Below are 12486 nucleotides of genomic sequence, written 5' to 3'. Positions count from 1 at the left end.
GCGCAGCGCGCCGCCGGCCCCGCGTAGGGGCCTCGACGCGGGCGCGATCCGCTACAGCGGGGCGGGGAGGCTGTGGACGAGGGCGACCGTGTCGGTGATGACCGTCGGGTCGGTATTGGGCAGGACGCCGTGGCCCAGATTGAAGATGTGCCCCTTGGCGCCGAGGGTGATGGCCTCGTCGGCTTCGTGTGCGATGCGGCGGACCTCGGATTCGATGGCCTTGGGCCCGGCGAAGAGGACGGCGGGATCGAGGTTGCCCTGCAAGGCTTTTCCGGGGCCGACGCGGCGCACGGCCTCCGTCAAGGGGACTCGCCAGTCCACGCCGACCACGTCCGCGCCGGCTTCGCCCATGGCGCCCAGCAGTTCTCCGGTGCCGACACCGAAGTGGATGCGCGGAATCCCCGCCGACGCGACCTCGGTGAAGACGCGTTCGGAGTGCGGCATCACGTATTCGCGGTACTGCGCGAGAGTCAGTGCGCCCGCCCAGGAATCGAAGAGCTGCACCGCATCCACGCCCGCGTCGATCTGCGCGCGCAGGAATTCGATGGTGATATCGGTGAGCACGCCCATCAGCTGATGCCAGGTGTCGGGATCGCCGAGCATCATCGCCTTGGTGATCTCGTGGTTCTTGCTCGGCCCGCCCTCGACCAGGTACGAGGCGAGGGTGAACGGCGCACCGGTGAAACCGATCAGCGGAATGTCACCGAGCGCGTCGAGCAGCAGTCCCACACCCGCGGTGACCGCGCCGACCTCCTCGCGCCGCAGCCGCGGCAGCGTGCGCACATCGGCGACCGTGCGCACCGGATTCGCAACCACCGGACCGACTCCCGCGACAATGTCCAGGTCGATGCCGGCGGCCTTGAGCGGAACCACGATGTCGGAGAACAGGATTGCCGCATCCACATCGTGGCGGCGCACCGGCTGCATGGTGATCTCGCAGATCAGCTCCGGATCGAAACAGGATTCCAGCATGCCGATTCCGGCGCGCAGCTCGCGATACTCGGGCAGCGATCGCCCGGCCTGGCGCATGAACCACACCGGACGCCGATGCGGTACGCCACCGGCAGCGGCGACGAGGAGGGGGGCATCGGTCAGCTGGCGTCGGGTGTGAGTGCTCATCACGGCTCATCGTAGTGGGGCCCGGCGGCGCGCCTCTCACTACACCGCACCCGAGAGGTCTACGGTGCCTTTCGTGACACCGCTCGACTTCCGCGACGGCGCCGCACCGACCCCGGAGCCCGAAGAACCCGCAAGGTTCCGCGCCGCGGTCGAGGCGATGGGAACCGCATCAGTGCATCCTCGAATAGAGCTCGCACCGATCCGTCCTCCGCAGCGCCTGGCCCCGTACTCCTACGCGCTGGGTGCGGAAGTCACTCGACCCGACACCAATGTGGTGCCCGTCGATTCCGACGGTGACGCGTTCGGCCGCCTGATCCTGTTGCACGACCCGAACGGGCAGGAAGCCTGGCACGGAGTGTTCCGGCTGGTGGCCTACATCCAGGCCGACATCGATTCGGCGCTCGCCGCCGATCCGCTGCTGCCCGAGGTGGCGTGGAGCTGGCTGGTGGATTCGCTGGAATCCCGCACCCCGTTCACGGCGCTCGGCGGCACGGTCACCTCGACGAGTTCGGTCCGGTACGGCGATATCGCCGGCCCGCCGCGCGCGCACCAGCTCGAGCTCCGCGCCTCCTGGACCGTGGGCGATACCGAGATGCGGCCGCACGTGGAAGCCTTCTGCGAGGTGCTCGCCTATGCCGCGGGCCTGCCGCCCGCGGGCGTAACCCGGCTGGACATCCACCGCCGCGTCGACGATCCCGACTGACCGGATCCGCCGAGAACTTCTGTACTGCAACCAAATCCGGGAACGCTGGTTACCATTCGCACTCGACCGGCGTCTTGCTCCGGGTTGCTGTTTCACCGACGTGACGCGGGCAGCCCCTGACCTATCAGTAGAGTTCAAGAACATGTCCGTACCAGAAGAACCGGAAGCCACTGTCGCGGTCCCTTTGCTCGCGCCAGTGGACGGTGTGCCGCCGGTACTGGACTCCGCCGCCGAAGTTGCCGACGCTGCTCGCCTCCTCGCCGCCGGTACCGGCCCCCTAGCCGTCGACGCCGAACGCGCCTCCGGCTTCCGCTACTCCAACCGCGCCTACCTGATCCAGTTACGCCGCGCCGGCGCGGGCACCTTCCTCATCGACCCGATCCCGGTCGACGGCGACCTCACTCCGCTCGCCGACGCGATCAACGGCCTGGAGTGGGTGCTGCACTCCGCCGACCAGGATCTACCCGGCCTGGCCGAGCTCGGCCTCTACCCGGCCCTGCTGTTCGACACCGAACTCGGTGGCCGGCTCGCGGGCTACGAACGCGTCGGGCTCGCCGCCATGGTCGAACGCCTACTCGGCCGGGAGCTGAAGAAGGGCCACGGCGCCGCCGACTGGTCCACCCGCCCCTTGCCCGACGAATGGCTCAATTACGCGGCCCTCGATGTCGAGCTACTCCTCGAACTCCGCGACGCGGTCGCCGTCGAGCTCGACGAGCAGGGTAAATCCGACTGGGCCGCACAAGAATTCGAGCACGTCCGGGCCGCCGAACCGGCCGCCCCCAAGGCCGACCGCTGGCGCCGCACCTCCGGCATCCACGCCCTGCGCCGCACCCGCCAGCTCGCCGTCGTCCGCGAACTCTGGACCACCCGCGACCGCCTGGCCCGGCTCCGCGACGTCGCTCCGGCCCGCATCCTCCCCGACTCGGCCATCGTCGCCGCGGCCACCAACGAGCCCAAGACCATCGCCCAGCTGCGCGCCCTGCCGATCTTCGGCGGGCCCCGGCAGCGGCGTTACTCCCGCGAATGGCTGGGCGCCATCGAACGCGCCCGCGCCCTGCCGGACAACGAACTGCCGCCGCTGACCCAGCCGTTCGACGGCCCGCCGCCGGTCAACCGCTGGGAGCGCCGCGACCCGGCCGCCGCGGCCCGCCTGCAACGGGCGCGCGCCGCGATGTCGGAGCTCTCGGGTGAGGTCTCGATCCCGGTCGAGAACCTGCTCACGCCCGACCTGCTGCGCCGCATGTGCTGGGACGGGCTGCCGCGCGCGGTGGCGGAGGGCAAGGCACCCGACCTCATCGACGATTTCCTGGCCGCGGGCGGGGCACGCCCCTGGCAAAGAGAACTCGCCGTGCCCCGGCTGGCCGCCGCGCTCTATCCGCCCAAGGACTGAAACACGCACGAACAGCACATCAGCGAGGGGATTCGTCCGATATCCCTCGCTGATGTGCTGTTCGCGGGCTTTTCGCCTCAGCTGGCCGCGCCGACCTTCTCGGCGTGCGCGGTGGTGAGGAGTTCCCAGGCGTGGGCGCGGCCGGTTTCGGTATCGCCCATGCCGGCCAGCATGCGGGCGAGTTCGATGATCCGCTCGTCCTGGGTGAGGGAGCGGACGCCGGATTTCACGCCCTTGCCGTCGTCGATCTTGTCCACCACCAGGTGGGTGTCGGCGAAGGCGGCCACCTGCGGCAGGTGGGTGACCACGATGACCTGGTGGGTGCGGGCCAAACTGGCCAGGCGGCGCCCGATTTCGACCGCCGCGCGACCGCCGACGCCCGCGTCGACCTCGTCGAAGACCATGGTGGTGCCGTGCTCGGAACTGGCCAGCACCACTTCGAGGGCGAGCATGATGCGGGAGAGCTCACCGCCGGAAGCGCTCTTGCTCAAGGGCAGTGGATGCGCGCCGGAGTGCGCGGCCAGGCGGAACTCGACCTCGTCGACGCCGGTGGAGCCCGCGTGCAGCTCCTTGCCGTCCACTTCCAGGGGGGCCGAATCCTGTACGCCCGCAAGGACGGGCGCGATGCCGACCTCGAGCCGGGCCCGGCCCATGGCCAGACCGCCCAGTTCGGTGCTCACCGCGGTCGCCAGCTTGCCGGCCGCCTTGGAGCGCGCCGCGGTCAGCTTCCGGGCGGTATCGCGCACCTTCTCCGCGGCCGACTCGACCTCCGCCGCCAGCGCGGACAATGCCTCTTCGGAAACATCCAGGGAGGCCAGGCGGGTACGGGCCTCATCCGCCCACTTGATGACCCCGTCGATATTCGGCGCGTATTTCCTTGTGAGGGTTTTCAGTTCCGCCTGCCGGGTCAGCATGGATTCCAGCGCACCGGGATCCGACGGCAGATCCGACAGGTAGGAGCTGAGCTCGGTGGTCAGATCGACCACCACCGAAATGGCCTCGCCCAATCGCGGTGCGAGGGCGGTCAGCAGGGGGTCGTCGGCGGTGTCCAGGCGCGCGCGGGCGGAGCCCAGCAGGTCCAGGGCGCCCGAATCCTCACCCGGGCTGTCCGAGGGGCCTGCGAGCGCATCGTGGGCCGCGGAGGCGGCCTCCCGCAGCGAATCCAGGTCCGAGAGTCGCCGCACCTCGGCCACCAGGTGCTCGTCCTCCCCCGGTTCCGGTGCGACGGCGTCGATCTCGTTCAGCGACTGTGTCAGATGGTCGGCTTCCAGTGCGAGTTCGCGGCTGCGGGCCGTCCGCTCCAGCAGCTGGTTGCGGGCGTCCAGCCAGGTTTTGCGCGCCTTCTGATACTTCTTCAGCAGCGCCGCAACGGAGTCCGACGCGAACTGGTCCAGGGCGTGCAACTGCTGATCCGGGCGCTGCAGCCGCAGCTGATCGTTCTGGCCGTGCACGGTCAGCAGTGGCCCGGTGAAATCGCCGAGCACCGAGGCCGGCACGCTGCGCCCGCCCAGGTGCGCGCGGGAGCGGCCGTCGCTGCCGACGGTGCGGACGGCGATGATGCTGCCGTCGTCATCCGGTTCCGCACCGGAGGATTCGAGCACCTCGGCCACCTCGTTGCGGGCGCCGTCGTGCACCTCCTCGACGGTGAACCGGCCCTCGACGACGGCCCGGGACGCGCCCAGCCGGACCCGGCCCGCGTCGGCGCGGGCGCCGCTGAGCAGGTGCAGGCTGGTCACGACCATCGTCTTGCCCGCACCGGTCTCACCGGTCAGAACGGTCAAACCCTCATGGAATTGTGCGGTGGCGGTGGAAATTACGCCCAGCCCGTCAATCCTGATCTCTGTCAGCACTCGTGCTCTCCGTTCGGCGGTCATCGATCTCGCCTGCACTCGGGCGCTGCGTGGTTACGCGAGCTGCCGCCTCCGCGCCTGACCGTGCAGACGGGCGGCCACGCCAGCCTGTCACGGGCAACTGGAATTTGCGCACCATCCGATCGGCGAACGGCGCGGAATCGAGCCGTACCCACCGCACCGGTTCGGCCCCGCGGACCGTTTCGACCCGGCCGCCCCGCGGCAGTGCGAGGGTGCGTCGGCCGTCGAGGAAAACTATCGCGTCATGGCCCGTCGCAACGGTTTCCACCGCGATCCGCGACTCCGGGCTGGTCACCAGGGGCCGCGCGAACAGCGCGTGGGCATTGCTCGGAATCACCAGCAGCGCTTCGAGTTCGGGCCACACCACCGGCCCGCCCGCCGAGAACGCGTAGGCGGTGGAACCGGTCGGCGTGGCGATCAGCACACCGTCGCATCCGAACGAGGACACGGGACGGCCGTCGACCTCCAGCACGACCTCGAGAACGCCCATGCGCGCGGCGTTCTCGATGCTGGCCTCGTTGAGCGCCCAACCACGTTCCACGACCACATCATCCACGCGCACACTGACATCGATCGTCATGCGCTCTTCGGTCATGTAATCGCCGCGCACCACCTGAGCGAGGGCCTCGTCCAGGCCCTCCGCCTCGGCCTCGGTCAGAAAACCGATCCGGCCCAGGTTGATTCCCAGTACGGGCACCGACACATTGCGCGCCAATTCGGCCGCGCGCAGGAAGGTGCCGTCACCACCGAGGGCCAGCACCATCTCGCAGCCGCGCGCGGCGTCCGGATTGTGCTCCATGACCCGTACCGGATATCCGTCGGGCTCGCCCTTGTCATCGACATCGAATCGCGTGCTGTACGCCTCGTCCACGAGCACGCGCAGCCCGATCCCCGCATCCTCGAAGATCTTCGCCACGCGATGCGCGGTCTCGGTGATTTCGGACCGACCCGGATGCGCGACCAGCAGAATCTCCCTGGCCGCACCCGCAGCGTTCACTGTGGACCCTCCTCGACCGCCCGATCGATCAGCGCGGCAACCCGCGCCGCCTCGTCCGAATCGTATGCCCACCCGCCGACGAGCGCCGCCACACCGCCGTCATCGGCCTCGGCGCCACCGTCCGGAACGCTCTCGCCGGTCGGCGCGTTCTTGCGCAGCCACAGGAAGTATTCGACGTTTCCGGAGGGACCGGGCAGCGGGCTGGCGGTCACCCCGAGGGTGCGCAAACCGAGTTCCGCGGCGGCCGCGGCCACCTCGCGCACGACCTCGGCGCGCAGGGCCGGATCCCGCACCACGCCACCGGATCCCACGCGCTCCTTACCGACCTCGAACTGCGGCTTCACCATCGGCAGCAGATCGGCGCCCGGGGCGGCGCAGGCCGCCAGCGCGGGCAGCACCAGGGCCAGCGAGATGAAGGACAGATCGGTGACCACCAATTCGACTGGGCCGCCGATGAGTTCGGGGGTCAGGGCGCGAACATTGGTGCGGTCGTGCACATGGACGCGATCATCGTTCTGCAGTCGCCAGATCAGCTGGCCGTAACCGACATCGGCGGCCACGACCTCCTTGGCGCCACGCGACAGCAGCACATCGGTGAACCCGCCGGTGGACGCGCCCGCATCCAGGCAGCGTTTTCCGGACACCGACACGCCCTGCGGCTCGAAGGCCTCCAGCGCGCCGAGCAGTTTGTGCGCGCCACGCGAGGCCCACTGCACCTCATCGGGCTCGTCCCGCACCAGCAGCGGCGTGGCCGTTTCGACTCCGGTCGCGGGTTTGGTGGCGACCGTTCCATTGATCAGGACGCGGCCCGCCGCGATCAGTTCGACCGCATGTTCCCGCGATCGCGCCAATCCGCGGCGAACCAGTTCCGCGTCCACCCGTGCGCGTCTGGCCACCTCAGATCTTGTCCACCGTTGCCAGGGCCTGCACCAGCACATCGTGTGCCTGCTCCAGAATGCGGGCGCGCCGCACCAGATCCGTGCCGTCGGAGACCGAATCCCGCGCACCGGCCGACAATTCGGACAGCAGCGCGGCCACCTCGGTACGCACCCGATCCGGGTCGGCGAACTCCTGATTCGCGCCCGGCAGATGCTGCCCGGGCATCGGCACCCCAGGGCGGGGTCCCGGCGCGGGGAACGGCGGGCGAGGGGTCGGCGTAGTCATCGTGGCGACAACGCTACCCGAACTCGCATTCGAACACACGTACCCCACCGCGTGAACATTCCGTCAATGACCATGCGCCAGCGCGAGCCGGCGCGCGGTGCACGAAATCGGTTGCGCCGGTCTGCAAGCATTGAGCAAATGGACCGCGAATTCGATGACCTGATCGCCGAGGCCGCCGCCGCGCCCGTCGAAGGCTGGGACTTCGGCTGGCTCGACGGCCGCGCCACCGAACAACGCCCCTCCTGGGGCTACCAACGCCGGCAGGCGCAACGCCTGGCCACCGCCGAAGCCGCCCTCGATATCCAGACCGGCGGCGGCGAGGTGCTCGCCGAGGCCGCCGTGCTCCCGCCGGCCATGGTCGCCACCGAATCCTGGCCGCCCAATATCGCCAAGGCCACCGCCCTGCTGCACCCGCGCGGCGCGATCGTCGTCGCCGATCCGGACGAACCACCCCTCCCGTTCGCCGACGCTGCCTTCGACCTGGTCACCAGCCGCCATCCGGTCACCATCTGGTGGGACGAGATCGCGCGCGTGCTGCGACCGGGCGGCAGCTACTTCGCCCAGCACGTGGGACCGGCGAGCGTATTCGAACTCGTCGAATACTTCCTGGGCCCGCAGCCCGAGGCCCGGCTGGGACGCGATCCCGAGACCGAGGCCGCCGGGGCGCGCGCCGCCGGGCTGGAGATCACGCAATGCCGCACCGAGCGCCTCCGCGTGGAATTCCACGACATCGGCGCGGTCGTCTACTTCCTGCGCAAGGTCATCTGGATGGTCCCGGGCTTCACCGTGGACGCCTACCTCGGGCGGCTGCGCGAACTGCACCAGCAGGTCGGCAGCGACGGGCCGTTCGTCGCCCACTCGGCGCGCACGTTGATAGAGGCACGAAAGCCGCTGTGAGACTTCACACCCCGACGGAGAAGTGGTGCGAGGTGATGGCCAGATGGTTCCGCATGTAGAGGCGATGCGCGGGGGCGCGATCCGCGGCGACACCCGAATCCAGGTGTACCGCTTCGCATCCGAGCCGCTTCGCCTCGGCCTTGATCCACTGCACGAGTGAGTCGGCGTAGCCGTGACCGCGCGCCTCGGGCAGGGTACTCAGGTCGTCGACATAGACGATCTGTCCCCACGCCGAGGTGAAGGTCGGCCGGAAACCCAGCACCGACACCGCCTCATCGGAGACGCCGTCGAACACGCCGATCAACCGGTAGCCGAGCGGGCGCAGCCGGTTGTCGACGAGATCGACGATCGCGTCCACGGTCTCCCAGCGCGGCCGCAGGGCCAGCATGGCCCGGCCGGCCAGCTTCGTCTCCCCGAGCTCGATTTCCCTGATGTCACTCATACCGTCGACGGTATCGACGATAGTGGCCCTTTCCCAGGACCAATTCCAGGGAACTTCAGAAGTCCACTTGGCGGGCGCGGATCAGTTCGGGGCGGCGGGCGGCGCGGCCACCGGAATCGCCCGGCCCGGGTATTCGCGCAGGCGAGCGGTGATCGCGTCGACGATATCGCCGTCCTCATCGGTGATCGTCGGGGTATCCGCGACCGGATGGTTCAGCGCGTCAAGCGATTCCGCCACATAGGTGGGGTGCTGATACGCCGAACGGGTGCGCAGGTCACCCAGCGTGCTCACGCCGGTCAGCACCATGAGGGATTCCAGGCCCACCGTGTGACCACCGTCGATATCCGTGTCCAGACGGTCGCCGACGACGAGCGCGTCCCGGGTGCCCGCGCGGACCAGCGCATCCTCCAGCAGCGGCGCGTACGGCTTGCCGGCGACGATCGGATCTCGGTCCGACGCGGTCCGGAGCGCGGCCACCATGGAACCATTGCCGGGCGCCAGGCCACGCTCGGTCGGCAAGGTGGCATCGGTATTGGCCGCCACCCAGAGCGCGCCGGACCGCAGCGCGTACGCGGCCTCGGCCAGATCGGCCCACGCCGTATTCGGTGAATGGCCCTGCACCACGGCGGCGGGCGCCTCGCCGTCGAACCGCCGGATCGGCTGCAGGCCAACGGCCTTCACCTCGGCGACCAGGTCCTCGGTGCCGACGACCAGCACCACCGCGCCCGGATCCAGACGCTCGGCGAGCATGTGCGCCGCGGCCTGGGCGCTGGTGACGACCTCGTCTTCCCGTGCGCCGAACCCGAGTTCGTGCAGATGCTCCGCGACCGCGGCGGCGGATCGGCTCGCATTGTTCGTGACATAGACCAGCTGCTGGCCGTTGGCGGCCGAAAGCGCCTCCGGCGCACCGGGAACCACCTCCCGGCCCCGATACAACGTCCCATCCAGATCCAACAGCAGTGCGCCGAACCGCTCCCGTAGCAGCATTCAGACGCTCCTTTCACATAGACCGGCTCGAAACCACCGACCCGATCCCGTACCCACAGGCCAGCGACCCCAGTATCTCCGGCCTACTCACTACCACCCCACCCGACCCGGGCCGGAGGGGTGAATGGGGTCATAGGAAACAAAAAAGCGGCAGGCGCATCACTGCGCCTGCCGCTCGATCGTCATGCTCTACTTCGCCGAATCGTCTGCTTCCGCAGCGTCGTCCGCCGGCTTCTTCGCTTCCGCGGGTGCGTCGGCAACCGCAGTTGCGCTGGAGACTTCCTCGTCGGCGATCTCGACCGGGGATTCGGCGGCGTCGGTATCGTCCGAATCGGTCTCCGCGGCAACCTCATCCGAGGTCTCGTCGTCCTCGGCGTCAACGTCCTCGTCGGAGTCCTGATCGTCTTCGTCGTCGAAGGCGGAGGTCCAGTCGGAGCCGTCGTCACCCTCGGAGAGGGCAGCGGCCCGCTCCTCGGCGTCGGTATCGCCTTCCACGTCGGCGGAGGCGGCGTTCATGAACCAGGTCAGGGCCTCTTCCTCGCGGCCGGCGGCGAGCAGCGCCTCGGCGTACGCGTAGAAGAGCCGCGCGGCGGCCGGGCCGGTGCGGGCCGGATCCAGTTCGGGGGTCTGCAGGGACACCACGGCCTGGTCGTACTGGCCGAGGTCCATGCGGGCGCCCGCCACCACGATGCGGAGTTCGGAGGCCTCGTCGCCGGTCAGCATGCGGGCCTCGTCGCTGCGGCCGAGTTCGATGGCGCGCTCCGGGCGGCCCAGACCGCGCTCGCAGTCGGCCATGACGGCCAGCAGGCCGGCGCCACCGGACATGCGGCGCGCGGTACGCAGCTCGGAGAGGGCCTCGGCCCACTCGCCCGCGTGATAGGCCGCCACACCGGCGGTTTCACGCACGACCGCGATACGCCCGGCACGCTGCCGAGCGGCCCGCGCATGCTGCAGCGCCTGCTCCGGATCCTCGTCCAGCAGCTGCGCCACCATCACCAGGTGGCGAGCGACCGCCTCGGCATTGCTCTTGTCCAGGCTGAGCAGATCGCGGCGCACGGCCGAATCCAGATCGGAGGGCTGTACCTCATCGGGCAGCTCCGGCTCGTCCGGCCGCGCCGACCGGCGCTCGCTCGGACGACCGCCGCCCACCCGAGCACCTTCACCGCCCCGTCGCCGGTCCGGTCCACTGCCGCCTTCGCGCTCGAAACCCTCAGCGCGCGAACCGCCCTCGACCGACTCGTCCTCGGACCGCTTGCGGCCGAATCCCTCCCGATCCCGATCGGGACGCTCGGCCCGGCCACGGTCGAACCCGCCATCCCGCTTGTCCCCGGAACCGCTGCGCCCGAAGCTCTTTCGATCATCCCGATCGCCGCGCCCGAAGTCCCGCCGCTCGCCATCCTTGGCGAACCCGCGCCCTTCGCCACCACGATTGAAGCCGCCTTCGCGGTTCCCGCCGGACCGGTTGAACCCACCCTCACGGCTGGATCCCCCACGAGAACCCTGACCTTCACCGGAACGGTTGAAGCCACCCTCGCGGCGATCGCCGCCACGATTGAACCCACCCTCGCGGTCACCGCCACGGTTGAAGCCGCCCTCACGATTGCCGCCGCGGTTGTATCCGCCCTCACCGGAACGGTTGTAACCACCCTCGCGACGGTCACCGCCACGATTGAACCCACCCTCGCGATCACCGCCACGGTTGAAGCCGCCTTCACGGCCTTCGCCGGAACGGTTGTAGCCACCCTCGCGACGGTCACCACTACTGCGGTTGAACCCGCCATCGCGGCCTTCACCGGAACGGTTGTAGCCACCCTCGCGGCTACCGCCGGAACGATTGAACCCGCCCTCACGACTACCGCCGGAACGGTTGAACCCACCGTCGCGGTTGCCACCGGAGCGATTGAACCCGCCCTCACGACTGCCACCGGAACGGTTGAAGCCACCTTCACGACTGCCACCGCCCTCGCGGCGATCGTCGGATCGGTTGAATCCGCCTTCGCGACGGTCGCCGGAACGGTTGAATCCGCCGCCCTCGCGGTTGCCGCCACCGCGGTTGAACCCGCCTTCCCGGCTTTCGCCGGAGCGGTTGTAGCCGCCACGCTCGTTGTCCCGGCCCTCGGGACGCCGGTAGCCGCCGCGGTCCGCGCCGTCACGGCCACCACGGCCGCCGTCGCGATTGAATCCGCCGCGGTCGCCGCCACTGTTGCCCTTGTAGCCGCCGCGGTCACTGTCGCCGCGGTTCGAGTTACCGCCCTCGCGGTTGCCACCACCACGGTTGAAACCACCGTCGCGGCCGCCTTCGCTGCGTTCCCGCCGGGGGCCGGAAGAACGGCCTTCACCCGAGTTGTCGCGCGCCGGCCGGTTGGAGCCGCTCTGTCCGGAACCGCCGTCACGGCGGAAGGGTTTGCGGTCGTCGTTCTGCTCCGCCACGGTGATCCCTCTCTAGTCTTGTAAGCCTGCCGTACCCGGCCGCGGCGCTGGTTCGCGTGAGGGCCGGCGGGACGCTCCCGCCTACCACGAATTCAATCACGCGTGCTCGAGCGTTCACGCAGCACGGGCGCTCAAACGCAGAAAAGGGGACCCCGTGAGGGTCCCCTTTTCGCAAGGATGTTCCGGCGGTGTCCTACTCTCCCACACCCTGTCGAGTGCAGTACCATCGGCGCAGGTGGCCTTAGCTTCCGGGTTCGGAATGGGACCGGGCGTTTCCCCACCGCTATAGCCGCCGTAACTCTATGAAACTGTCACACCCCGCGTCCCGCGGGGAAAAAGGAGAAGCGAGGGCCTTGCCCTCGCGCACCCATTTCCCCGGGCACACGGTGTCGTGTGTTGTTTCAGATACTGCACAGTGGACGCGTAGCTTCTTTGTTGGTAAGTCCTCGGCCTATTAGTACCAGTCACCTACATCCGTTACCGGAC

The 12486-nt window shown here is 69.4% G+C and carries 10 protein-coding genes, 1 rRNA gene and 1 pseudogene; 3 read left to right on the top strand and 9 right to left on the bottom strand.

Translation table 11 applies throughout. The features are described 5' to 3' along the window. Positions 1–51: 51 nt before the first annotated feature. Positions 52–1119 (bottom strand): uroporphyrinogen decarboxylase, encoded by a 1068-nt coding sequence (gene hemE, locus ACH438_RS03535; protein ID WP_397000797.1) that lies wholly within the window; start codon positions 1117–1119, stop codon positions 52–54. Between the two features lie 73 nt (positions 1120–1192). Here hemE and ACH438_RS03530 point away from each other — a divergent pair, with 73 nt between their 5' ends. Next, a complete protein-coding gene (locus tag ACH438_RS03530) occupies positions 1193–1822 on the top strand; it encodes a DUF3000 domain-containing protein (protein WP_397000795.1) in 630 nt (209 codons plus the stop codon). Between the two features lie 142 nt (positions 1823–1964). Beyond that, positions 1965–3212 (top strand): HRDC domain-containing protein, encoded by a 1248-nt coding sequence (locus ACH438_RS03525; protein WP_397000793.1) that lies wholly within the window; start codon positions 1965–1967, stop codon positions 3210–3212. A gap of 77 nt (positions 3213–3289) precedes the next feature. Here ACH438_RS03525 and recN read toward each other — a convergent pair whose 3' ends face one another. The 4 genes from recN to ACH438_RS03505 are packed head-to-tail and all read right to left on the bottom strand — an operon-like array spanning position 3290 to position 7244. Beyond that, complete coding sequence (gene recN / locus ACH438_RS03520) at positions 3290–5062, bottom strand: DNA repair protein RecN (RefSeq protein ID WP_397000791.1); 1773 nt, start codon at positions 5060–5062, stop codon at positions 3290–3292. Further along, positions 5040–6080 (bottom strand): NAD kinase, encoded by a 1041-nt coding sequence (locus ACH438_RS03515; protein ID WP_397000789.1) that lies wholly within the window; start codon positions 6078–6080, stop codon positions 5040–5042. Before ACH438_RS03515 ends, recN begins: the two co-directional genes overlap by 23 nt. After that, entirely contained in the window at positions 6077–6976 is a 900-nt protein-coding gene (locus ACH438_RS03510) for a TlyA family RNA methyltransferase (RefSeq protein ID WP_397000787.1), read from the bottom strand. Before ACH438_RS03510 ends, ACH438_RS03515 begins: the two co-directional genes overlap by 4 nt. Position 6977: 1 nt before the next feature. Beyond that, positions 6978–7244 (bottom strand): hypothetical protein, encoded by a 267-nt coding sequence (locus ACH438_RS03505; RefSeq protein WP_397000785.1) that lies wholly within the window; start codon positions 7242–7244, stop codon positions 6978–6980. Positions 7245–7382: 138 nt separating this feature from the next. Here ACH438_RS03505 and ACH438_RS03500 point away from each other — a divergent pair, with 138 nt between their 5' ends. Then, on the top strand, positions 7383–8141 hold the full coding sequence (locus ACH438_RS03500; protein ID WP_397000783.1) for a class I SAM-dependent methyltransferase: 759 nt from the start codon (positions 7383–7385) through the stop codon (positions 8139–8141). A 4-nt stretch (positions 8142–8145) separates the two neighbouring features. Here the strand turns inward: ACH438_RS03500 and ACH438_RS03495 are convergent, their stop codons facing one another. From ACH438_RS03495 to rrf, 4 genes and pseudogenes are all read right to left on the bottom strand, one after another. After that, positions 8146–8583, bottom strand: coding sequence for a GNAT family N-acetyltransferase (locus tag ACH438_RS03495; protein ID WP_397000781.1), 438 nt, complete (start codon positions 8581–8583; stop codon positions 8146–8148). Between the two features lie 81 nt (positions 8584–8664). Next, positions 8665–9570, bottom strand: coding sequence for an HAD-IIA family hydrolase (locus ACH438_RS03490; protein ID WP_397000779.1), 906 nt, complete (start codon positions 9568–9570; stop codon positions 8665–8667). A gap of 438 nt (positions 9571–10008) precedes the next feature. Further along, positions 10009–10932 (bottom strand): annotated as a pseudogene (locus tag ACH438_RS03485) (hypothetical protein); the annotation flags it as partial. Between the two features lie 1248 nt (positions 10933–12180). Beyond that, positions 12181–12297 (bottom strand): 5S ribosomal RNA (gene rrf / locus ACH438_RS03480). Positions 12298–12486 lie beyond the last annotated feature (189 nt).

Source organism: Nocardia sp. NPDC020380, from assembly GCF_044386975.1.
Taxonomy (GTDB): Bacteria; Actinomycetota; Actinomycetes; order Mycobacteriales; family Mycobacteriaceae; genus Nocardia.
This window is presented reverse-complemented; position numbering and strand designations above follow the sequence as displayed.